The sequence below is a fragment of the Hyphomicrobium sp. DY-1 genome (assembly GCF_047497105.1).
Taxonomy (GTDB): Bacteria; Pseudomonadota; Alphaproteobacteria; order Rhizobiales; family Hyphomicrobiaceae; genus Hyphomicrobium_B.
On the sequence record NZ_CP134870.1, the window covers coordinates 756,236 to 778,409 of the forward strand.

19 protein-coding genes are annotated in these 22,174 nt (G+C 60.3%); 11 read left to right on the forward strand and 8 right to left on the reverse strand.

From position 1 onward, the window contains the following. Positions 1-2: 2 nt before the first annotated feature. Together RLW41_RS03630 and RLW41_RS03635 are read right to left on the reverse strand one after the other, a co-directional pair. Positions 3-2,582: a penicillin-binding protein 1A gene (locus tag RLW41_RS03630; RefSeq protein WP_409560831.1), complete on the reverse strand. Its 2,580-nt coding sequence runs from the start codon at positions 2,580-2,582 to the stop codon at positions 3-5. A gap of 155 nt (positions 2,583-2,737) precedes the next feature. Next, positions 2,738-3,940 carry an N-acetylmuramoyl-L-alanine amidase gene (locus tag RLW41_RS03635; protein WP_414463520.1) on the reverse strand — a complete coding sequence of 401 codons (1,203 nt, stop codon included), beginning with the start codon at positions 3,938-3,940 and terminating at the stop codon, positions 2,738-2,740. 815 nt (positions 3,941-4,755) lie between these two features. On the opposite strand from RLW41_RS03635, the gene RLW41_RS03640 reads away from it, so the two are divergent. The 8 genes from RLW41_RS03640 to RLW41_RS03675 all read left to right on the forward strand — a co-directional run bounded on the left by RLW41_RS03640 (position 4,756) and on the right by RLW41_RS03675 (position 14,221). After that, positions 4,756-7,857, forward strand: coding sequence for an Rne/Rng family ribonuclease (locus RLW41_RS03640; RefSeq protein WP_414463521.1), 3,102 nt, complete (start codon positions 4,756-4,758; stop codon positions 7,855-7,857). A 234-nt stretch (positions 7,858-8,091) separates the two neighbouring features. Next, positions 8,092-9,501, forward strand: coding sequence for a M48 family metalloprotease (locus RLW41_RS03645; protein ID WP_409560834.1), 1,410 nt, complete (start codon positions 8,092-8,094; stop codon positions 9,499-9,501). A gap of 37 nt (positions 9,502-9,538) precedes the next feature. Beyond that, complete coding sequence (locus RLW41_RS03650; RefSeq protein ID WP_414463522.1) at positions 9,539-10,396, forward strand: DsbA family protein; 858 nt, start codon at positions 9,539-9,541, stop codon at positions 10,394-10,396. A 163-nt stretch (positions 10,397-10,559) separates the two neighbouring features. Next, entirely contained in the window at positions 10,560-11,015 is a 456-nt protein-coding gene (gene aroQ / locus RLW41_RS03655) for a type II 3-dehydroquinate dehydratase (RefSeq protein ID WP_414463523.1), read from the forward strand. Positions 11,016-11,077: 62 nt separating this feature from the next. Next, positions 11,078-11,566, forward strand: a complete 489-nt coding sequence (gene accB / locus RLW41_RS03660; protein WP_414463524.1) for an acetyl-CoA carboxylase biotin carboxyl carrier protein — start codon at positions 11,078-11,080, stop codon at positions 11,564-11,566. Between the two features lie 42 nt (positions 11,567-11,608). Next, positions 11,609-12,949, forward strand: a complete 1,341-nt coding sequence (gene accC, locus RLW41_RS03665; protein ID WP_013948814.1) for an acetyl-CoA carboxylase biotin carboxylase subunit — start codon at positions 11,609-11,611, stop codon at positions 12,947-12,949. A 60-nt stretch (positions 12,950-13,009) separates the two neighbouring features. Next, positions 13,010-13,681, forward strand: coding sequence for a leucyl/phenylalanyl-tRNA--protein transferase (gene aat, locus RLW41_RS03670; RefSeq protein WP_409560838.1), 672 nt, complete (start codon positions 13,010-13,012; stop codon positions 13,679-13,681). A gap of 273 nt (positions 13,682-13,954) precedes the next feature. Continuing rightward, positions 13,955-14,221, forward strand: a complete 267-nt coding sequence (locus tag RLW41_RS03675; protein ID WP_414463525.1) for a hypothetical protein — start codon at positions 13,955-13,957, stop codon at positions 14,219-14,221. 170 nt (positions 14,222-14,391) lie between these two features. Here the strand turns inward: RLW41_RS03675 and RLW41_RS03680 are convergent, their stop codons facing one another. Next, positions 14,392-15,696: an MFS transporter gene (locus RLW41_RS03680; RefSeq protein WP_414463526.1), complete on the reverse strand. Its 1,305-nt coding sequence runs from the start codon at positions 15,694-15,696 to the stop codon at positions 14,392-14,394. Positions 15,697-15,819: 123 nt separating this feature from the next. On the opposite strand from RLW41_RS03680, the gene RLW41_RS03685 reads away from it, so the two are divergent. After that, complete coding sequence (locus RLW41_RS03685; RefSeq protein ID WP_414463527.1) at positions 15,820-16,641, forward strand: alpha/beta hydrolase; 822 nt, start codon at positions 15,820-15,822, stop codon at positions 16,639-16,641. Positions 16,642-16,644: 3 nt separating this feature from the next. Here the strand turns inward: RLW41_RS03685 and RLW41_RS03690 are convergent, their stop codons facing one another. The 3 genes from RLW41_RS03690 to RLW41_RS03700 form a co-directional block, all read right to left on the reverse strand. Further along, positions 16,645-17,220 carry a DUF308 domain-containing protein gene (locus RLW41_RS03690; RefSeq protein ID WP_414463528.1) on the reverse strand — a complete coding sequence of 192 codons (576 nt, stop codon included), beginning with the start codon at positions 17,218-17,220 and terminating at the stop codon, positions 16,645-16,647. Between the two features lie 119 nt (positions 17,221-17,339). Next, positions 17,340-17,924: a TetR/AcrR family transcriptional regulator gene (locus RLW41_RS03695; protein WP_414463529.1), complete on the reverse strand. Its 585-nt coding sequence runs from the start codon at positions 17,922-17,924 to the stop codon at positions 17,340-17,342. A gap of 40 nt (positions 17,925-17,964) precedes the next feature. After that, positions 17,965-18,609, reverse strand: coding sequence for a TetR/AcrR family transcriptional regulator (locus RLW41_RS03700; protein ID WP_414463530.1), 645 nt, complete (start codon positions 18,607-18,609; stop codon positions 17,965-17,967). A 49-nt stretch (positions 18,610-18,658) separates the two neighbouring features. On the opposite strand from RLW41_RS03700, the gene RLW41_RS03705 reads away from it, so the two are divergent. Then, positions 18,659-19,504, forward strand: coding sequence for an oxidoreductase (locus tag RLW41_RS03705; RefSeq protein WP_414463531.1), 846 nt, complete (start codon positions 18,659-18,661; stop codon positions 19,502-19,504). Between the two features lie 28 nt (positions 19,505-19,532). Here RLW41_RS03705 and guaA read toward each other — a convergent pair whose 3' ends face one another. Beyond that, positions 19,533-21,080 carry a glutamine-hydrolyzing GMP synthase gene (gene guaA / locus RLW41_RS03710; RefSeq protein ID WP_414463532.1) on the reverse strand — a complete coding sequence of 516 codons (1,548 nt, stop codon included), beginning with the start codon at positions 21,078-21,080 and terminating at the stop codon, positions 19,533-19,535. A 128-nt stretch (positions 21,081-21,208) separates the two neighbouring features. Further along, positions 21,209-21,658: a TspO/MBR family protein gene (locus tag RLW41_RS03715; protein WP_414463533.1), complete on the reverse strand. Its 450-nt coding sequence runs from the start codon at positions 21,656-21,658 to the stop codon at positions 21,209-21,211. Between the two features lie 111 nt (positions 21,659-21,769). Between RLW41_RS03715 and RLW41_RS03720 the strand changes: the two genes are divergently transcribed. After that, entirely contained in the window at positions 21,770-22,168 is a 399-nt protein-coding gene (locus RLW41_RS03720) for an SET domain-containing protein (protein ID WP_414463534.1), read from the forward strand. Positions 22,169-22,174 lie beyond the last annotated feature (6 nt).

Here is a 22,174-nt window from a genome sequence, read left to right on the forward strand (position 1 = left end):
GGTTACCACAATCCGTTCGGCGTGAGAGAGCCGCTGTCCGGCCGACTCATCGGCGGTGCGGGACGCGCCACACGTTCACTGACCGGCGGCGGTGACATCGACGAAGACGCGTCTGCCGTCATGCCGTTAACACCGATCATCGAGTAGGCGTCGTCGGGTTCTTCGTCGGGCTTAAACGCTTCCATTATCGTGTTCGGATCGTCAGCCGAGGCACGCAGGCCGGTCTTCAGATCGACACGCACGAACTTGATGCCGGGCGGAACGCGGAACGGTGCGGGCGGCGTGTCACCCAGCGCATCCTTGACGAACTCACCGAAGATCGGCGCTGCAATCGCGCCACCGGTGTTGCCTTTTCCAAGCGGCTTGGGGATGTCGTAGCCGATGTAAACGCCGACGACCATCGTCGGCGTATAGCCCATGAACCAGACGTCCTTCTCCTCGTTCGTCGTGCCGGTCTTGCCGGCAATCGGGCGATTGAGAGCGCTCAGTATCTTACCGGTACCGCGCTGAACGACGCCTTCCATAATGTGCGTCATTTGATAGGCCGTCAGCGGATCAATGACCTGGCGGCGGCTATCGACAAGCTGCGGCTCGGGTTGATTGGCCCAACGGTCGGCCATGCAGCCCATGCACTGGCGTTCGTCGTGACGCCAGATGGTATGGCCATAGCGATCCTGGATACGGTCGATCAGAGTGGCGGTGACTTCCTTGCCGCCGTTCGCCAGCATGCAATAGCCGGTCGCCATGCGCAGCAGCGTCGTTTCGCCAGCGCCAAGCGACATCGACAGAACCGGCAAGAGATCGTCGTAGATGCCAAACCGCTTCGCATATTCGGTGATGATCGGCATGCCGAGATCCTGCGCGAGGCGCGCCGTCATCTGGTTGCGCGAATGCTCGATGCCGAAGCGCAGCGTTTCCGGACCTGCCGTATCGTCGGTCTCATAGTTCTTCGGCTTCCAGACGTCCTGACCGGGGCCTTGGTCGATCTCGATCGGCGCGTCGAGGACGATCGACGTCGGCTTGTAGCCATTATCGATTGCGGATGCATAGACGAACGGCTTGAACGACGAGCCGGGCTGGCGCTTGGCCTGCGTGACGCGATCGAACTGGCTCAAATCGTAAGAGAAGCCGCCGGCGATCGCGAGCACGCGGCCCGTGTAGGGGTCCATGGCGACCAGACCGCCGCCAATCTGCGGAATCTGCATCAAGGACCATGCACCCTGAATGTTATTCGGGTCATTCGGCGAGACGTAGACGACGTCGCCGGGGCTCAGAATGTCAGCCGTCGATTTGGGCGTGATGCGCTTGCCGTTGGCTTTCTTCGCGGCCCACTTCATGTCGTCGAGCGAAACTTCGACAGCTTCGCGATCCTTCGCGAGCGTGGAATCTTGTTGACGATGCGGTTTGAAACCGACGATCGCTTTTTTCTTCTGCGTTTCAAGGACGACCCCGAGACGCCAGGGGTCGATATCCCCGGGGCTCGAAATCTTGCCGAGCGCCACACCCCAGTCGCCCGAAATATCGATGTGCGAGACCGGCCCGCGCCACCCCTTGATACGATCGAACTTCACGAGGCCATCGACGAGAGCTGTTCTCGCCAGCTTCTGCAGTTGCGGATCGAGTGTCGTGCGCACCGACAGGCCGCCGCCGTAGAGCTTGTCCTCGCCGTATTTCGCAAGCAGCGTGCGGCGAACTTCTTCAGCGAAAAATTCGGCGCTCTCGATGCGAACGGTATTGGGTCGCAGATTGACGACGAGGGGCTTCTTCCTGGCCTCTTCGGCCTGCTCTTTCGTGATGTAACCGTTTTCCGCCATCTGACCGATGATCCAGTTCCGACGCTCGGTCGCTTTCGCCTTCTGGCGGAACGGATGATAGTTGTTCGGCCCCTTCGGAAGCGCGGCAAGATAAGCCGCCTCCTCGATGGTAAGGTCCTTCAGCTCTTTATTGAAATAGGTCAGCGCAGCTGCGCCGACGCCGTAAGAGTTCATGCCGAGGAAAATTTCGTTGAGATAGAGTTCGAGAATGCGGTCCTTCGAGTAGGCGCCCTCGATGCGGATCGCCAGGATCGCCTCCTTGATCTTACGCTCGATCGAGCGCTCGTTCGTCAGCAGGAAGTTCTTGGCGACCTGCTGGGTGATGGTCGAAGCACCCTGCGTACGCCGATTGGAACCGTGAATTTTCGCTTCGACCGCCGCGAAGACGGCGCGAAGCACGCCCTGAATGTCGATACCGCCGTGCTCGTAGAAGCGACGATCTTCCGCCGACAGAAACGCGCCGATCACGAGTTTCGGAACGTTGTTGATCGGTACGAAGATTCGCCGCTCGCGCGCGAACTCGGAAATCAGCGAGCCGTCGTGCGCGTGGATGCGCGTCATGACGGGCGGCTCATATTTCGACAGGCTCTCGTAATCGGGAAGATCCCGCGAGGCCTGCCAGATCAAAAAGCCAGCACCTGCGGAACCGGCGATGAAAACCAGCACAAAGGTACCGAACGCAAACCCAAGAAAATTGAGCAGCAGGCTTCTGCGCCGCTTTTTCCTTCTCCTGGGCGCCGGTGGTGGCGGCAGCGTGGGCGCGCGCATCAAATCCGAGATTCCGTCAGTCTGTCGCTGGCTTAAATTTTTCCGAATGAGGCGGTTACGTCTATTGCCGCGCCGCAGCAATGGCAATCCCCTCAGAACATTCGCACATTAGCACTGAATGTGGCAGCACGTCGTCCGAGGATGGACGAGTATCCTCAAGGGCGTGAGGCCGTTCTTTTGTTGAAGTAAATTTGCACCGCACCGGTGATCGCGTCGGCGACTTTCGACTGCCATTCCGGTGTCAGCATCTGCTCCTCATCGTTGCGATTGCTGATATACCCCAGTTCCACGAGTACGGACGGCGAATCCGTCTGCTTCAGCACCTTGAACGCAGCTGAGCGGCGGGGCACACGCGACATCGTAATCTTTTTGCGCAGGTGTTTGGCCAGAAGCTGCGAGAAATCTGAGGAAAAGTTCGAGGTTTCACGTTTCATCAGGTCGATGAGGATACTTTTGACCTGATCGTCTTTGCCTTCGTCGAGATTTTCGATGCCGGCCAAAAGATCCGAGGCATTTTCCTTTTCGGCCGCAATCCGCGCCACTTTGTCGGACGCTTTGCTGGACAGCGTGTAGATGGTGGCACCGCGAATGCTGCTGGCGGCCGTCTCGATGGAATCGGCGTGGAGTGAGATAAAGAGATCGGCTCCGGCCGCGCGGGAAAATTTGAGGCGGTCGTCGAGAGAGACGAAAACATCGTCGTGGCGGGTCATCTTGACATCGTAGAGGCCAGTTTTCTCCAGCTCCTCCTTGAGTTGCATAGCAACAGCAAGAACAATCGTTTTCTCATTTACATTGTTGGGGCCGATGGCGCCGGGGTCGATACCGCCGTGGCCCGGATCAATCACGATGACGGGCTTGGCGTTGGGCTGCTTCTTATCGGGCGGGGCCTCAAATGCGCTCTCGAAATTCGGCTCCTGGGAGGCCGCGGCCATTCCCGCGCCCGTACCGCCGCCAAACGATTTTGCGTCGGTCGGCATAAGGGCGATGGCGAGTTTTACGGCTGACGATCCCTTGATCCGCGTCATGTTGGCGGAATGGATGACAACGGGGCCTTTGGTATCGATCACGATGCGCGATTTATGCGACGCGAAAAGGCCATAGCGGAACGCCGAGATAAGTCCCGCCCCTTTCTGTCCTGCCGCAGGGTCCAGCCGAAAACTGACGTCGGGCAGATCTATGACGACACGGTAGGGGCTCGCGAGCGTAAAAGCCTGTGCAGTCACGCCTTCGCTCATCGTCAGCTCGAAAATCGTCGAGCGGCCGGTCACCGTCAGGTGGGTTTCGAGCGCATCGGCCGCCATAGCGGGCCGCCCAAGCAACAGGCATAGCACGGTTGCTACTGCTGCTAGAATGTTCACCAAAGGTTTCCCGGGCGGGCGCATTGCCGAATTTTCCCCCTTGCTCGTCTTGTCTGCCCGATCCCCATACCCCGTTAAATCTTTGTTTTCATTCGTTATATAAAAGGACCATTACCGCCTCACGTTGTCGATCCCGCGCCAGTTTTATAGCACTTGCCAGCGAAGGATCGACCTCGTAAAGTTTGAAATGTATTCGGTGGCGCCCGAGACACACGCCTAAGTGGCGTAGGTTGAACAGGCGCCTGCAGAACCCAGTCGGCCTGCTGCGGGGCAAAGCTCTGCTTTCACAGGTAATTGGGCCAGCACGGATGGCACCTGCTCGAGGCAAGCGCACGGGGAGTATCAACGTCGCTCAGCAGGTTTCGCAGCTTTGACTTCCGAGCCCCCGGCGGCTCATTGTCGGAGTGAACTTACTTTGTGCCGGTCGCCCCGGTTTGTCAGTCGGGTAAAAGCGCGAATTGCTGGGCGGCCCAAAATTGATCGACCACGACGCCGCAGGGTGTCGGATTTTTCTCCCCAGCCTGAAGTCCCCCAATTCTGGACACGCAGCTGGGTCATAGACGACAGGCCATGACGACAGCTTGCATCATCCAAGACAGCGCCAACGGGATCTCGATCCACCCGGCGTTCGCATGCGTCCCTGCGCGCCACTCGCGCGCATCGGGGAACGGGATGGTGCAGACAGCGGCTCGGCCGCCAGTTCCATCAGCACAATCAACCAAAAGAACGCGCCACAGCGCGATCCTCGCGATCCGTTCCGGCAATTCCGGTTCGAGATGCGAGCCGCCGCCCCGGCGCGCCAAGGAAAATAACCTATGTCCAATACGAAAATGCTCATCGATGCCACGCATCCCGAGGAGACTCGGGTCGTGGTCCAACGCAACGGCCGGGTAGAGGAATTCGATTTCGAAAGCGCCGCTCGGAAACTGCTGCGCGGCAACATCTATCTCGCCAAAGTGACGCGCGTTGAGCCGTCGCTACAAGCGGCTTTCGTCGATTACGGCGGCAACCGGCACGGTTTTCTCGCCTTCAACGAAATCCATCCTGACTACTATCAGATTCCGGTCGCCGACCGTCAGGCGCTTCTCGATGAAGAAGCTGCCGCTGAAGCCGAGCTCGAAGCCGCCGCCGACCGGCGCGCGGAGGCGCTTGCCCGCAGAAATTCGACACGCGGCGGTGGGTCGACCGCCCCTCACGCTGAAGGGGAAGCGACGAACGACGATTTCGCGGAACAGTCCTCAGAGGATTCTGAGGACGGCGAATCCACGCACATCGTCGATGTCGAAGAAGACGATGAGCACATCGAAGAGATTGGTGGCGACGAAGACGAAGAGCCGATCAAGGTCTTGGCCGTCGCCGTTCCGATGCCGGACGATGACGTCGTCTCCGAACCAGTCCAAGCCGAAGCGGCAGATAACGGCGAGTCAAATCCCGATCTTGCAGCAAGCGCATCGGCGGACGAGCCTGCCGCGGAGGCGGACGCCGACCACGCGCACGACGAGAGCAACGATCACGACCATCACCACGAGGGCGAAGGCGGTTCGGACGTTCATGCCAACGACGATCATGGCTCCGAGCATGATGAGCATGAGCACCATGCCGAGCAGCCGCATGTCCACGACCATCACGACCATCATGGCGGCGAGATTGACGACTCGCAGGGCGCGGAGTTCCACGAGGAAGCGCCGCAACGTCAGCGTCGCCGTCCGCGCAGCTACAAGATCCAGGAAGTTATCAAGCGCCGCCAGATCATTCTGGTGCAGGTTGTCAAAGAGGAGCGCGGCAACAAGGGCGCAGCGCTGACGACGTACTTGTCGCTTGCCGGCCGCTACACTGTTTTGATGCCGAACACTGCCCGTGGTGGCGGCATCTCACGCAAGATCACCAACCCGCAGGACCGTCGCCGCCTGAAGGCCATTGCACAGGAACTCGAGGTTCCGGAGGGCATGGGCCTCATCATCCGCACGGCCGGTGCGGCGCGCACGAAGCAGGAAATCAAGCGCGACTTCGAATATCTGCTGCGCCTTTGGGAGAGCGTGCGTGATCTCACGCTGCAGTCCACGGCGCCGAGCCTCGTGTACGAAGAAGGCGACCTCATCAAGCGCTCGATCCGCGACCTCTATAACAAGGATGTCGAGGAAATCGTCGTTGCCGGCGAAGCGGGGCACCAGGAAGCCGCCGACTTCATGAAGATGCTGATGCCGAGCCACGCGAGAAACGTCGTGGCCTATCGTGAGCCGACGCCCCTGTTCACGCGCTATGGCGTCGAACGGCAGCTCAACGCCATGTTCCAGCCGCAGGTGACGCTGCGTTCGGGCGGCTACATCGTCATCAACCAGACGGAAGCGCTCGTCGCGATCGACGTCAACTCAGGAAAATCGACGCGCGAATTCTCGATCGAAGAAACGGCACTTGCGACCAATCTCGAAGCTGCCGACGAAATCGCGCGCCAGCTGAAGTTGCGCGACCTTGCGGGCCTCATCGTGATCGACTTCATCGACATGGAGGAGAAGCGCAACAACCGCGCCGTTGAGCGCCGCCTGAAGGATGCGCTTCGTTTCGACCGGGCGCGAATCCAGCTCGGCCGCATCTCGCATTTCGGCTTGATGGAAATGTCGCGCCAGCGTCTCAGAACGGGCGTGCTGGAAGGATCGACGTCACAGTGTCCGCACTGCCAGGGCACTGGCATCATCCGCTCGACGGAGAGCATCGCGCTCGCCGTATTGCGTGGCCTTGAGGATGCGATCACGGCGGGTGCTACAGGTCCGCTGACCGCGACGACGACGCCGCCGGTTGCACTCTACATTCTGAACAGCAAGCGCGCCTACGTCACCGACATGGAGCATCGCCACGGTTACTCGGTGACGGTACTCGGTAGCGATCGCGTGCAGGGTGCGAACTTCACGATCGAGCGCGGCGGCCCTGCCGTTCCGGTGCGTCGTGTCGAACGTGCTGCCGTCAACATGGACTGGGGCTTCGACGGCGAGGAAGAAGCACCGACATTCGAAGGCGGCGAGATTGAAACCGTATCGCACGTCGATGACGGCGACGAAGATACCGTGGCCCGTGAGAATGGTCGTGGCGAGGGCGATGAGGCCGGCGGCCGTCGCGGGCGGCGCAGGCGGCGTCGCGGTCGCGGAGGACGCGATCGTGGCGAAAGCCGCGAGCGTTTCAGTTCAGAACCGCGCGGCGAAGACGATCATGGATTTGCGGCAGGTCCGCAGCCGCACGACGATGATGAAGGCGAACAAGGACCGGTTGACGAGGGCGACCTCGATGCCCAACCGGCATCCGAGGAAGGGGAACTCGGTGAGCACGGCGAAAACGGCGCCAACGGCGAAAAGCCCGCCCGGCGGCGCCGGCGTGGACGCCGCGGTGGCCGTCGCGGTCGGGACCGCAATCGTGAAGGCGGCCCGATGCATGCCGATGATGCCAACGGCGTTGCCGAAGGCGAAGATCTCGAACAACTCGACAGCGGGGACGCCGACGGCGATACCGAGGCTGCCCAGCCGGAAACTTGGTCAAACGGTGGACACATCACCGAGGCGCTGTCGTCGGAAGACGTTGCGATGGCTGTCGAACAGCCGGAACTCAAGGTTCCGCGGCAACAACGGCTTTGGGACGTTCCCTCGAAGGCGCAAGACGCGGATGAAGTCGTGATGCTCGAAGGCACGGCATCCGAGGTTGCGACGGAAGAACCGCAGCAGGCTGTTGAGGTGCCCGCCGAAGTTCCGGCCACCGCCGAGGACAGAGCACCTGCGGCGGCACCGCGTCGTCGGCACGAGATCGGCTCCAGCGAGCCGCGAATCGAGCGCGTTGTTGTCCGACCGGACGATGAAGGCTCGGCTGCCGACGCCGAAGCCCAGGCTGCACCGCAGCGCAAGGGCTGGTGGCAGCGCAAGTTCGGCGGCGAATAAAAGACGAAGGGCCGAGGCATCGCGTGCTTCGGCCCCCTTTTCAAAATCAAAGCTGCTACTTGCCTATCTTGCTTCGGACTAGCGCCGCCGGCAGCGCTTGCCGCCATGCTGACGCCCTAAACTCGTGAATGTTTATAAGCACCTCGTAGCAACGCATTTGACCCAAATAGGGTTGGCGCATACTTTGATTGTGCGTGGCGTCTCGAAACGCTTGTCGAGATCAGGGCACTGCGAATGCCGATATTTTGGAAGTCACTTCCGGCGCATTCCAACGCCCGAAGTTTGACGATTTGGATCGTTGCGCTCATCGCATCGCTGTTGACATTAGCCAACGGCGCCCGAGCGCAGGGACTGCCGCTGATCCGCGACGCCGAGATCGAAGCGTTGCTGCAGGATTATTCCAAACCGATTTTTGAAGCGGCGGGTTTCGGCGGCGGCCGCGTGACCGTCCGCATCATCAACAATGAAGCCTTCAACGCGTTCGTTCTCGACGGCGCGAATGTGTTCGTAAATACCGGCACGCTGATGCAGGCCCAGACGCCGAATGAAGTGATCGGCGTCATCGCGCATGAAAGCGGTCATATCGCGGGCGGCCACATGGCGGCGCTCCGCTCGCGCATCGCGAAGGATCAAACACGCGCTCTGTTGACGCAGGTTCTCGGCATTGGCGCCATGGTTGCGGGCGGCGTCACAGGCGGAGACGGAGGACGCGAGACGGCACAAGGCGGCGCTGCTCTTTTGCAGGGCGGCAGCAGCGTCATTCTCAAGGGGCTTCTGGCCGAGCGGCGATCGCAGGAATCGGCGGCCGATCAGGCGGGGATCAAGTATCTCACGGCCACGAAACAGTCGGGCAAAGGCATGCTCGACACGTTCGAGCGGTTCAAGGAACAGGAATATCTATCAGATCAGTTCCAGGACCCGTTCATTCGATCGCATCCTCTGTCAGCCGAACGCCTCGACCGGCTCAGCAGGCTCGCAACCACCAGTCCGTATTTCAACAAGAAAGACCCTCCGTCGCTGCAGCTTCGCCACGACCTGATGCGGGCGAAGCTTTCGGGCTATCTGGAATCGCCCGCGACCGTGTTCAATCGCTATCCTGACTCAAATAAGACGCTGCCGGCGCGCTATGCACGGGCCATCGCGACATTCTTTCGCGGCGGCGGCGGTGCGCTGGAATCGGCGGTCCAGCAGACCGACAGCATGATCAAGGAAAACCCAAATTACCCGTACTTTTACGAACTTCGGGCCGATTTCCTTATGCGATCAGGCAAACTCGCGCCTGCGGTCCCGAGCTTGCGGCAAGCCCTGAAACTGGCGCCTAACAGTCCTTTAATCATGGTCGAACTGGCCACAGCGGTCCAAAGCCTCAAGGGCAGCGATGCGCAAAAAGAGGCTATCGATCTATTGCGGAAATCCCTTATCGAAGACCCGGAAAATGGCCATGCTTACAGGCTGCTCGCAAATATCTATTATAAGCAGGGACGGGGTCCGGAAGCCGACGCCATGACGGCCCAGGCCTACTTCAACGAAGGGAACATAAAAGACGCACAGGTCTTCGCTAAACGAGCCCAACTGAAATTACGAGCAGGCTCGCCCGAGTGGTTGAAAAACGACGACATCATTAACTACAAGCCGCAAACCTGAGCAGCCGGCTGCTTTATCGAAAAATGAGATCAAATCCATGACCCAGAAGTCTCCTGACCGTAACAGAGCGCGCGCGGCTTCCGCCGGCAAAAAGCTCTCTGTCATCGCGCTCGGATTTGCGTGCCTGGCATTCGCGGCACTCGCAGCATCGAATTTCGGAAATAGCTCCGCGCGCGCCGACACCATTGCGCCCACCGCGGGCGGCAAGGTGTTCACTGACGAGCAGAAAAAGGCGCTCGGCGACATCATCCGAGACTATCTGATCAAGAACCCCGAAGTGATGTTCGAGGTGCAGAACGCTCTGGATGAGAAGTCCCAAAAAGAGCAGGAAACCAAACTCAAAGCCTTTATGGCGAAGAACGCCAAGCAGATCTATCGCGCCCCTGACAGCTCTGTTGCCGGCGATCCCAATGGCGACGTCACTGTCGTCGAGTTCTTCGATTACAACTGCGGTTACTGCAAACACGGCCTGCCGGAAGTGCAGAAGCTGATCCACGACGACAAGAAGGTTCGCTTCGTCTTCAAGGAGCTGCCGATCCTGTCGACGGGCTCAATCGAGGCCGCGAAGGTCGCGCTGGCCGCCAAGCGCCAGGGCAAGTACTGGGAGTTCCATCAAGCGATGCTGGGCTCCAAGGGCGTTGCCAACGAAGCTTCAGCGTTGAAGATCGCGGAATCCCTCGGTCTCGACATGGATAAGGTCAAGGCCGACATGGCAGGCGACGACGTCAAGAACGAGTTGCAGAGCGATCTACTGCTTGCCAAGCAGCTTGGCGTCAACGGCACCCCGCACTTCCTGGTCGGCGACAAGTCGGTGCCCGGCGCGCCGGATGACCTGCACGACCAGCTTGAGGCACTCGTCAGCGGCTACCGCAAGACCGGCTGCAACATGTGCTGAGGGTGGCCGGAAATTCTCGTGCCATACCAGACATTTAACATCAAAGACACATTGCAGTGCGCGGCCATCGCCGCGCACTTTGCGCATTCGACGAAAGCTGATAGACCCTGGGCCTTCACAATCGGCGTCGGGCACCAGCTCGGTGCCTTATCGGCCTCCTGACATGACCTCCCTCGTTTACGTTCTTAACGGCCCCAATCTCAATATGCTCGGCGTCCGCGAGCCCGAAGTCTATGGCCGCGAGACACTCGACGACCTGCGCGTGCGCACCGAAAAATCGGCAGCGGCGAACGGGCTCGCCATCGACTTCCGGCAATCGAATATCGAGGGCGAAATCGTCAATTGGGTGCAGGAGGCGCGCGGAAAGGCCAAGGGCATCATCATCAATGCCGGGGGCTATACGCACACGTCGGTCGCCATTCTCGATGCCCTGCAGGCCGTCAGCCTGCCGGTTGTCGAAGTGCACCTTTCCAACATCTTCCGGCGCGACGAGTTTCGTCAGCACTCCTACATCTCGCTTGCAGCGACGGGGGTGATCTGCGGGCTCGGCGCCAAGGGCTATGAACTCGCGATCGAGGCAATGGCCGACATTCTGAACAAATCCACAGGCAAAGCGTGACGTTGCGGCCAGAGCTTAGGCTATAAGACGCACGCCAACTAAATATCGAGGACACGGGACTGATGAGCGCAAAAGACCAAGGGCCGAAAATGGGAAGCGCCGAAGGTCAGATGATCCGCGAGCTCGCCGAGCTTTTGAACGATACGGGTCTGACGGAAATCGAAATCGAGAAAAGCGGCCTCAAGATCCGCGTCGCCAAGAAAATCTCGATCACGGCCGCGGCGCCGCAGGCTTACATGTCTGCGCCGGTTGCAGCCGCAGCGTCGACGCCGAGCGAAGCGAAACCGGCGACGGGTGCGGGTGATTTTTCGAAGCATCCGGGCGCGGTCAAATCGCCGATGGTCGGTACGGCCTACCGCTCGCCGGAGCCCGGTGCACCGGCATTCTGCGAAGTCGGATCCAAGGTCAATCAGGGCGACACGCTGCTGATCATCGAGGCGATGAAGACCATGAACCAAATCCCCGCGCCGCGCGCCGGCACGGTCAAAGCCATCCTCGTCGAGAACGCGCAACCGGTCGAGTATGGCGAGCCGCTGATCATCATAGAATAGAGCGCGCACCGCATACGGCGGTGAAAAGCGCCCGGAGTCCAAATGTTCGATAAAATCCTGATTGCCAACCGAGGAGAAATCGCGCTTCGCGTCCAGCGCGCTTGCCGCGAGCTTGGAATTGCAACGGTCGCCGTCCACTCGACCGCAGATGCCGACGCCATGCACGTCCGTCTGGCCGACGAGAGCGTGTGCATCGGTCCGCCGCCTGCGCGCGACAGCTATCTCAACATTCCGGCGCTGGTGACGGCGTGTGAAATCACCGGCGCGGACGCTGTGCATCCGGGCTATGGCTTTCTATCTGAGAATGCGCGCTTCGCGGAAATTCTCGAAGAGCACAAGATCACGTTCATCGGTCCGACGTCCGAACACATCCGGATCATGGGCGACAAGATCGAGGCGAAAGAGACCGCGAAGAAGCTCGGCATTCCGGTTGTTCCGGGATCCGCGGGCGCCGTGACGAGTGAGACCGAGGCGATGAAGGTCGCCAAGGAGATGGGCTTTCCCGTGCTCATCAAGGCCGCTGCTGGCGGCGGCGGGCGGGGCATGAAGGTCGCGTTGACCGCGGCCGACCTCGGTGTCGCGCTTTCGACGGCGCGGTCCGAAGCGAAGGCGGCCTTCAACGACGATTCCGTCTACATCGAGAAATATCTGCAGAAGCCGCGCCACATCGAGATCCAAGTGTTCGGCGACGGCAAGGGCAATGCCGTGCATCTGGGCGAGCGCGATTGCTCACTGCAGCGGCGGCATCAAAAGGTGTTCGAAGAAAGCCCCTCGCCTGCTCTCAATGCGGCTCAGCGCCAGAAGATCGGCTCGACCGTTGCGGATGCGATGCGCAAGCTGAAATATCGCGGCGCCGGCACCGTGGAGTTCCTGTTCGAGGACGGCGAATTCTACTTCATCGAGATGAACACCCGGTTGCAGGTCGAACATCCTGTAACGGAGATGGTCACCGGCACGGACCTTGTGCTGGAGCAAATCCGCGTTGCGGCCGGCCTGCCGTTAAGCTTCACGCAGGACGACATCGAGCTTCGCGGGCATGCCATTGAGTGTCGCATCAACGCTGAAAATCCCAAGGATTTCCGGCCTTCGCCGGGCCAGATCACTTATTGGCATCCGCCGGGGGGCCTCGGCGTGCGCGTCGACAGCGGCGTGTACCAGGGCTATCGCATCCCGCCCTACTACGACAGCCTCATCGGCAAGCTGATCGTGACGGGCAAGACACGCAACGACGCGTTGATGCGTTTACGCCGCGCTCTGGCCGAGTTCGTGATCGATGGGATTGAAACGACGATCCCATTGTTCCAGGATCTGGTCCGAGAGCCGGATATCGTCGATGGGGCCTATGATATTCATTGGCTCGAAAAATATCTGGGGATGAAGTAAGGTTTGCCTCTGCGCGACATGTTCCGCGCGCGTCCGAGAGTTCGCTTGGCAAGTGGCAGCATGGCGTCGCGCGACGACCCGATGTTCGAGATTACGCCGCAGGTTCTCCTGAAGGCGTATAGCTGTGGCATTTTCCCGATGGCGGAAAGTGCCGACGATCCCGCGCTCTATTGGATCGAGCCGCAGCAGCGCGGTGTACTACCGCTCAACGGCCTACATATCCCGAAACGCCTCATGCGCACGGTCCGCACCACGCCATTCACCGTCAAGGTCGACAACGATTATGACGGTGTCATCGACGGCTGCGCCGCGCCGCGCGCCGGGCGGATGTCGACCTGGATCAACGGCCGAATCCGTTCGCTCTATCGCGAGCTGTTCGACCTTGGCGCCTGCCACACGGTCGAGGTCTGGAATGGCAACAAGATGGTCGGCGGCCTTTACGGCGTAGCGTTGAAAAGCGCGTTCTTCGGCGAAAGCATGTTTTCGACGGAGCGTGATGCCTCGAAGATCGCGCTGGTGCATCTCGCGGCGCGTCTCATCAAGGGTGGATTTACGCTGCTCGACACGCAATTCGTGACGGATCACCTTCGGCAGTTCGGCACGATCGAACTCGACCGGATGACGTTCCAGCGCGAATTGGAGAAGGCGTTGGGCAAAGAGGCCAACTTCTTCTCGCTACCGCGCGATGCCACTGGGCTCGAAGTCGCGGAAATTTTTGCCGAGCATCCCTAAGGCTTCAGCGGTCATTCCTTGTGACCTGACCACAACATCCGTGTGTCGGCCACGGCTCTATCGTGACTTCGTTCGGGCAGGCGCCGGTGGCTCGTGTCGCTGCGCTGGAGGAAATGACGTCGCAACGGAATTCGTGAGCTGTGTTCCAGCCGGAACTGTTGGTCACCCTCGCACCTGTCAATTCTCCGTTCCTGAGCGCACAGCGCTCTGGATTGCCAAAACACACCCCCGTGCTTTGGCAAAACGAACTTCTGTTCACGGAGAACGATACCTATGTCAAAGACGTCCTTTGCACTCGCCGCAGTCGTTGCAGTCGCCGCGTTGACTGGCGGCATTTCGGCCGCGAACGCGGGCGGAAAGCATATGCAAATGCACATGCATAATAACTCCATGCACAACCACTTCTTCCATCACCATCGGAGGCCCGGGATCATTATCGCCAATACTGGCGTCGGCTGCGGTTATCTCTACGACCGCTGGCTCGCCACCGGCGATTACTATTGGAAGCGGAAGTTCTATGTCTGCCGACGCGGCTGGTGATCGTCCGACACGCTCTCGGATCAATCGCCTCGTAGCTTAGCGGCTGCGGGGCGATTTCTTAAAATCAGACCTTGCAAAGAAAATCGCGACGTCGCGCATCTTCTCATCCTGTAAATGGTCCCGATATTGCCGGCCCTGTTCTTAGGGCGCTGCCAATACGCCTATTCGGACTAGGTGGGCGCCGTAATTCTCCTCTGAGTCATGGACCAATAGATTGCAGCGCAGGCAAACGCTATAGCGCCCGCGAGCACGAATGCAGGCACGAACGAGCCTGAATGCTGAAGCAGGATGCCGCTCACGAGTGGCGCCAGCGATCCGCCGACGGAACCGCCGACGTTCTGGATCGCTTCGAGAGTCGCGACGGCGTTGACCGGAGCGATCACGGCGGCAAGTGCCCAACCGCAACTTGAAGCGACGTTGGCCGCAAAAAGTCCGAGCGACATGAGCGCGATCGCCGTCCACAAGTCGGCGACGTAGACCGCAGCGATCGTAGCAATTCCGGCGACGATCAATCCAACGATGACGGGCAATCGGCAGGTGCCGGCGGCATCGATGCCTCCGAGGCGGCCAAGCCGGTCAGAGATCACCCCACCAGCGACGGCACCGACAAAGCCTGCCGCGAGCGGGATCGCGGACCAGATCCCGGCGTTCGCGATCGACTGATGGCGCGCAATCTCTAGGTATCCTGGCAACCAGGTCGCGTAGAGCCACGAGATGTAAACGACGCCGAAGAACCCGAGGAACATGCCCCACGTCGTCGGAAAGCGCAGCAGCCAGAGAACTTGCGTCCAGCCGACGTGCGGGATCGCAGCGCCGTCATCGCGATGTATTTCATCGATGTCGGCTGCGGGAATGCCAGCATCTTTCGGGGCGCGATAATAGATCATCCAAAGCGCCGCAACGACGAAACCGGCAAGGCCCGCGATAATGAACATCACGCGCCAGCCGTGCGCGAGCATCAGCATCGTCAAGATCGGCGGCGCCAAGGCAGGTGCCAGCGCGGATGATGAATTGAAGATCGCAATCGGGAGCGCACGGCGCTTCAGCGGAAACCAGTCGGCGCAGACCCGCGTGCCGCCGATATACATCGGCGACTCGCCGAGGCCCAGCGCGACACGCGCGGTGAGAAACTGGTGCAACGAATGAACGAGGCCTCCGGCGATTTGCGCGAACGACCAAAGCACCATTCCGACGCCGAGGGCTTTGCGAGGGCCGAATCGATCGACGAGCACGCCGGCGGGAATTTGCGCGAGGCCGTAGCTCCACGCGAAAGCCGACAGCAGCAAGCCCATTTCGCTGTAGGTCAGTCCAAGCTCGGCGCGAATTTCCGGATTGCCGACGGCAAGGGCGGCGCGGTCAAAATAATTGACGCAACCCGCCAGCACCAAGAGCGTAACGGCAAGCTTGCGCATGCGCCGTGTGCGATCCGACGCGTTGGCGGGCTCTGCGTCGGTCAGAATGTTCGGCGAACTCATCGGATATCAATCGGATCGGCGGCGTTTGCGTGTCGTCCAGTTCCTGTTCATGCTCAGAGTGGCACAGAGCTGGCGACCACGGCAATCACGCTGTTCCATTAGCCCGGTACTTGTTTTTCGACGATGACAATAAAGACATTCATCCTGTCTTGGGGCTTGGCCGCAATCTGTGCGCTTGTTCTCTCAACGCCGGCTTTGGCGGACGCCGATAATAGCGGCGAACGTATCATCGATTTGAAGCTTAGTTCCGGTAAGCATCAGCACACTCTTTACGTCGCACCGCCGTCACCGCGGGCCACAATTGTCATGCTGCCAGGAGGCGCGGGGGATGTCGGATTAGCGCGCAACGGCGATATCCGCCATGGCCACAACTTCGTGGTTCGATCGCGCGATATGTGGTTGGCTAAAGGCTACGCCGTGTTGATACCCGACTGGATCAATCGTGAAAGTTTACGCGGTGCGCGAAGTTCTCCGGAGTACGCGGCCGTCGTAGAAGACTTGATCCAATATGCCCCGACGCAGGTCGCGCTTCCGGTGTTTCTCCTTGGTACGAGCCAGGGATCCATTGCGGCGGCCAACGGAGCAGCACACGCACCTGCCGGTGCGCTTACAGGTGTCATTCTGACCGAGTCCGTTACGGTGCGTGGCGGCAGCCATGAGACCGTATTCGATGCAGGCCTGGATGATATTCGCGTGCCCGCACTCATCGTCGCTAACAAGGATGACCGCTGCGACGTGGCGCCTCCGAGCGACGCCACTAAGATCGCCGCAGCGATGATCCATTCTCCTGATGTCCGCGTCGTCGAAGTCAGCGGTGGCACCGATCGATCAAACCGTGCGTGCGGCTCTCTTAGTCCGCATGGATACTATGGCATCGAAGACAAAGTCGTCGGCATCGTCGGCAGTTGGATCGATGCTCATATTGGCGACACACTGAAGCGATAGCCGTCACGCGGCCTTGTTGCGCCAGTCCCGAACGGCCAACCAACCTGCCGAAATCAGGAAGTAAAGCGCACCCACGCCGGCGTAACCCGCAATGTCGCTGATCGAGTGCGGCGTGGCCATCGTCGAACGCGAAATGAAGAGGCCTCCGGCCACGGCCGACTGAGCGCCACTCAAAACCATTGCCCATTGTGCGCCGTAGGTCTTCCAGCGGCCAAGGGCCGTCCCGAGCTGAAGCAAGCCAGCGAGGATCGCCCAAACGCCGAAAGCGCCGAGCACCTCACTCATGCCTGACTGCAACGACACGACCACGGCCGCCGTCGTTGCGACGCTGACGAAAACGTTGATGGCCTGCGTGCGATTTTGCCCAAGACCCCCGCTCCGCGCCGCGTCGACATAGTTCGCCAAAGCATCCCACGCCGGGTAAATGATGAGCAAAGCGGCGGCGATCGCGCCTCCCTGCGGTCCGGCTGTCAGAGCCAACGCGACCCACAGCACCGAAAACGCACCTCGAATAAAATAGTATTGCTTGAGCCAACGCTCTTCGGTGACGGCGGAAATCTCCGCGTATTGAGTAGACATACTGACGTCCTTTCTACTAGTTGGTAGGTTAAGCAAGCAAAATAGCGGCGGTAAATGAGTTCGACTTTCTGCCTCGTCGTGTGAATTCAGTGAGGCCCCCTGATCCTTCGCAGGACGCCTCAGTGCCGAACGGAAACTCGGTCGAGAAGCGGGTCGGTGATCTGCCCGAAGACTTGGGGATCTCCATAGGCTCGCGCGGAAAGCATGGCTCCGTGAATTGTGGCTATGAAGACCTCAGCCTCTACGCGCGGAGAACTTGAGAGCCGAAGGCTGCCGAGCTGCATCCCACGCTCAAAGACGGATGTGAGCCACGTCGATAGCGCGCGGAAATGCCCCCGCACTTCAAGTGCAATTTCTTCTGGAAGCACGGGAAGTTCGCCTGCGAGCAGAGCGCACACACAGAACGGGGCACTGGCATCTGTGATGCATTCCTTCCAGTACCCAGTGTACGCCTGCAGCAATTCGACAGGATCCGAGATATTCCGTTCCAGTTCAGCAATCCCGACTTCGGCTTCTTGGCGATAACGGGACACGAGCGTGCGGACGAGATCGACTTTGCTCGGAAAGTGATGGTGGATGCTTGGCTTGCGAATGCCAACAACGTCGGCGATATCGGCGTAACTGAAGCCGTTATAGCCCCCTGCGATAATGAGAGTGCGTGCGCAGGCCAGAATATCGTCAGCGGTGGTTGATACGTTGCTCATAGCTTCTGTCTACCTTCTAGTAGATCAGCATGTCAATTCTTTATTTTGCATGAGGGATCGCGGCTTGGATCAGCGCTGCACGCCGACGTGGATCGGCGAAGCCGAGCATGAGCGTCGCGGCCACCCGTTTCGCCGCGGGCGCGAGATCGGCGTCATTCAATTCGCCCGCAGTCCAAAAAGACAAAACTCCGCGAAATCCAAACGCGAGTTGCTTTGGCAGAATGTCGAGCGCTTCAGCGCGATGAGCCCCCGACAGGCCATCGCCACGATCAAGCGCCGTCGCCCATAGCTTCGCGGAGCGCTCCAAGACCGTTCCGGGCGTAGAGCTGGGGGCGCCAAGCGACCCCATGACAGCCCGGTTCACAACCGGCTCCAGCACCATCACGGACGCTGCGGCGTCGGTGGCGAAGAACACGCGATCAATCGCGTCGCCTGCCGGGCAGCCGCTGCTCAGCAACGCTTCCATCGAGTCAATGCGTCGCCCCGAAAGCGCGTGCATGATCGCAAGCTTGCTGCCGAATTGGTTGAACGGCGTGGCGAAGCTGACGGAGGCCTCAGCCGCGAGATCGCGCATTGAAAACTCGGCATTGCCCTGGCGCAGCAAGCGTTCGGCGGCATCGAGTATGCGCTGGCGAACCTGCTCGCCCCGCGGGCTGGCTGGCTTTTGGCTCTTGCGAGATGTCATTGACAAACTATATCATGATATAAATTGTTTACTAGTGGGAGCTATTCGTATGTCAGCAACCGAACCTAAAACCTTCCTCATCACCGGCGTCAGCTCCGGTCTTGGCCGCGCCTTCGCGAAAGGTGCGATGGACGCCGGACATCGCGTGATCGGCACCGTGCGCCGAGCGGAAGACGCCGACGCGTTTGCAGCTCTTGCGCCGAACCTTGCGCATCCCGTCGTGCTCGATATCACCATGTACGATGCTGTGCCCGACGCCGTGTCCGCGGCGGAGCGGCGCGCCGGTCGGATCGACGTGCTCGTGAACAACGCCGGCTATGGCCATGAGGGCGTGCTGGAGGAATCCTCCATCACAGATCTGCAACGGCAGTTCGCCGCCAACGTGTTCGGTCCGGTGGCGATGATCAAAGCGGTCTTGCCCGGCATGAGAAAACGCCGGCGGGGTCACATCATCAACGTGACCTCGATGGGCGGCTTCATCACGATGCCGGGGATCAGCTTTTATTGCGGTAGCAAATTTGCGCTTGAGGGCATCTCGGAATCGCTCGGCAAGGAAGTTGCGTCATTCGGCATCCGTGTGACGACGCTTGCACCTGGACAATTTCGGACCGATTGGGCTGGCCGGTCGATGGACCGTACGCCACGAAGCATTGCCGACTACGACCGCGTCATGGATCCGATCCGCACGGCGCGGCAGGCGAAGAGTGGCAACCAGCCTGGCGATCCGGCAAAGGCCGCCCAAGCGTTGCTTGCCATCGTCAATGCCGAAAACCCGCCGACGCGGCTATTTCTCGGCGACGATGCCCTGGGCCTGGTCGAACAGAAGCTTAAGGGCATGCAGACCGAAATCAGTGCCTGGGATGCTCTCTCGCGCTCGACCAATTTCGCGGCATGAGCGGCAACCGGCAGCTATCGGCTGTCGGTCATTCCCACTCGATCGTGCCGGGCGGCTTTGACGTGACGTCGTAGACAACGCGGTTGACGCCGCGGACCTCGTTGATGATGCGGGTGGCGACGCGGCCCAAGAACGCCATGTCGAAGTGGAAGAAGTCGGCGGTCATGCCATCGACGGATGTGACGGCGCGCAGGCCGAGAACGTGGTCGTAGGTGCGGCCGTCGCCCATGACGCCGACAGTTCGCACGGGAAGCAGGACGGCGAACGCCTGCCAGATCGCATCGTAAAGCCCGGCGCGGCGGATTTCGTCGAGATAAACAGCGTCGGCCTTGCGCAGGATGTCCAGCTTTTCGCGCGTGATCTCGCCGGGAATGCGGATCGCAAGACCCGGCCCTGGAAATGGGTGCCGACCGACGAAGGCTTCCGGCAGGCCAAGTTCACGGCCCAGCGCCCTCACCTCGTCTTTGAACAGTTCGCGCAGCGGTTCAACGAGCTTCATGTTCATGCGCTCGGGCAAACCGCCGACGTTGTGATGCGACTTGATCGTGACCGACGGGCCGCCGGTGAACGACACGCTTTCGATGACGTCCGGATAGAGCGTACCCTGGGCCAGGAACTCCGCGCCGCCGATCTTCTTGGCTTCGGCCTCGAAGACGTCGATGAAGTGCTTGCCGATGGTCTTGCGCTTGGTCTCGGGATCGGAAACACCGCTGAGCGCGCTTAAGAACTGCTCCGACGCGTCCACGTGCACGAGCGGAATGTTGTAGTGATCGCGGAAGAGGCCGACGACTTCGTCCGCCTCGCCGAGCCGCATCAGGCCGTGATCGACGAACACGCAGGTCAGCTGGTCGCCAATCGCTTCATGGATCAGCACGGCGGCGACGGCGCTATCGACGCCGCCCGACAGCCCGCAAATCACGCGGCTCTTGCCGACCTGTTTCTGGATTTTGGCGATCATTTCGCGGCGATAGGCCGACATCGTCCAATCGGACTTCAGACCTGCAATGTTGTGCACGAAATTAGCGATCAGCTTCGCACCGTCGGGCGTGTGCACGACTTCGGGGTGGAACTGCACGGCGTAAAAGCGGCGGTTCTCATCTGCCACGGCGGCGAATGGCGCGTTATCGCTGGTGCCGATGACTTCGAAACCTTCCGGCAGACTGGTGACGCGGTCGCCGTGGCTCATCCAGACCTGATAGCGCTCGCCCTTCGACCAGACGCCTTCAAATAACGGGCTGTGCGTCGCAATTGAGAGGAAGGCGCGGCCGAATTCGCGGTCGTGGCCGCTTTCAACCTTGCCGCCGAGTTGTTCGGCCATGGTCTGCTGGCCGTAGCAAATTCCGAGCACCGGCACGCCTGCTTCGAACACTGCCGACGGCGCCCGTGGCGAGTCTGCCTCAGTGACGGACGCCGGACCGCCCGACAAAATCACAGCCTTTGGTTTCAGCTTCTGGAACGCTTCGGCGGCGCTCTGGAACGGGTGAATTTCCGAGTAGACGCCCGCCTCCCGCACACGTCGTGCAATGAGCTGCGTTACTTGGCTGCCAAAGTCGATGATGAGGACGGAATCGGTCAAAGTGGGTGGGCCCTTTCTTCAGGGCCTTCCCCTACGCGAAGTTGGGGCATGTCGCAACGCCCGCCAATTCGAGCCACCTGCGACAGCCCATCCCGCTCCATCCGCCGCGGGGCAGAAAATGAAAAGTCCTAGTTCATTTGCCAGACGGCAAAATTCAGGGCACCCGCAAAAGTTACCCAGGCGAAATAGGGCAGGAACAGGTAACTCGCGCTGCGGCTGATGGGCCAAGCCGTAACGATAAAGACAATGACCGTGGCCCAGAGCGCGCAAAGATCAACAAGCGCGAGCGCGATGTCGTGGCGTCCGAACATGAGGTATGACCACAGCGCATTCAGGACAAGCCCAGCACCCCAAGCCCGAATGGCCGGCGTCCATCCGCCCGCCCGCCAAGCGAGCCAACCAGCGATCGCGATCAGGATATAAAGAATCGTCCAAGCGACGGGAAAAACCCAGTTCGGGGGTGTCCAGGATGGCTTATTCAGCGCGGCGTACCACTCCCCCGGCATAAAAGCCGACCCGGATGACGCGGCCGCCACCACCAATGCTGCGAAAACGACGAGCGACCCTAGATTTCGCAAATTCGAAGCTCCCAATTTCACCAGAACCGAGTACTGACGCTCACACGGGCGCATGCATATCGTTGAGCAAGCCTAATTGTTTCGTCGCGATGATCGAAAGGACTGTATTTCATGCTGATGGTAAAGACCCGGCTTGGTCTGAGCGAAATTGCCGGGATCGGGCTGTTTGCGGCGGAAGACATTCCTAAGGGCACCGTGACATGGCGCTTCATGGCACACTTCGATCGGCTGCTGAGGGAAGATGAGATCGAAAGCCTGCCGGAGGTCGCACGCGCCAACCTTCTCGACCACGTCTATCTCCACGAGGCCAGCGGCATGTTCGTGCTTTGCGCCGACAACGCCCGCTTCATGAACCACGCCGACGAGCCGAACACCGAGGGCGTGCACGAGACCGGCTCGATCGAGGGTTACGACATCGCCTCGCGGGATATTCGAGCCGGGGAAGAAATCACGTGCGACTACCGGACGTTCGACGCGCACGTCGACCGGAAGCTCGGCGGTCAGGAGTAGCGCACG

What these genes read in the sequence shown, in the direction of transcription:
- RLW41_RS03630 (WP_409560831.1), bottom strand. Translation starts at nt 2,582, where the DNA reads ATGCGCGCGCCCACGCTGCCGCCACCACCGGCGCCCAGGAGAAGGAAA.
- RLW41_RS03640 (WP_414463521.1), top strand. Translation starts at nt 4,756, where the DNA reads ATGTCCAATACGAAAATGCTCATCGATGCCACGCATCCCGAGGAGACT.
- RLW41_RS03645 (WP_409560834.1), top strand. Translation starts at nt 8,092, where the DNA reads ATGCCGATATTTTGGAAGTCACTTCCGGCGCATTCCAACGCCCGAAGT.
- RLW41_RS03650 (WP_414463522.1), top strand. Translation starts at nt 9,539, where the DNA reads ATGACCCAGAAGTCTCCTGACCGTAACAGAGCGCGCGCGGCTTCCGCC.
- aroQ (WP_414463523.1), top strand. Translation starts at nt 10,560, where the DNA reads ATGACCTCCCTCGTTTACGTTCTTAACGGCCCCAATCTCAATATGCTC.
- accB (WP_414463524.1), top strand. Translation starts at nt 11,078, where the DNA reads ATGAGCGCAAAAGACCAAGGGCCGAAAATGGGAAGCGCCGAAGGTCAG.
- accC (WP_013948814.1), top strand. Translation starts at nt 11,609, where the DNA reads ATGTTCGATAAAATCCTGATTGCCAACCGAGGAGAAATCGCGCTTCGC.
- aat (WP_409560838.1), top strand. Translation starts at nt 13,010, where the DNA reads ATGGCGTCGCGCGACGACCCGATGTTCGAGATTACGCCGCAGGTTCTC.
- RLW41_RS03675 (WP_414463525.1), top strand. Translation starts at nt 13,955, where the DNA reads ATGTCAAAGACGTCCTTTGCACTCGCCGCAGTCGTTGCAGTCGCCGCG.
- RLW41_RS03680 (WP_414463526.1), bottom strand. Translation starts at nt 15,696, where the DNA reads ATGAGTTCGCCGAACATTCTGACCGACGCAGAGCCCGCCAACGCGTCG.
- RLW41_RS03685 (WP_414463527.1), top strand. Translation starts at nt 15,820, where the DNA reads ATGACAATAAAGACATTCATCCTGTCTTGGGGCTTGGCCGCAATCTGT.
- RLW41_RS03690 (WP_414463528.1), bottom strand. Translation starts at nt 17,220, where the DNA reads ATGTCTACTCAATACGCGGAGATTTCCGCCGTCACCGAAGAGCGTTGG.
- RLW41_RS03695 (WP_414463529.1), bottom strand. Translation starts at nt 17,924, where the DNA reads ATGAGCAACGTATCAACCACCGCTGACGATATTCTGGCCTGCGCACGC.
- RLW41_RS03700 (WP_414463530.1), bottom strand. Translation starts at nt 18,609, where the DNA reads ATGACATCTCGCAAGAGCCAAAAGCCAGCCAGCCCGCGGGGCGAGCAG.
- RLW41_RS03705 (WP_414463531.1), top strand. Translation starts at nt 18,659, where the DNA reads ATGTCAGCAACCGAACCTAAAACCTTCCTCATCACCGGCGTCAGCTCC.
- RLW41_RS03720 (WP_414463534.1), top strand. Translation starts at nt 21,770, where the DNA reads ATGCTGATGGTAAAGACCCGGCTTGGTCTGAGCGAAATTGCCGGGATC.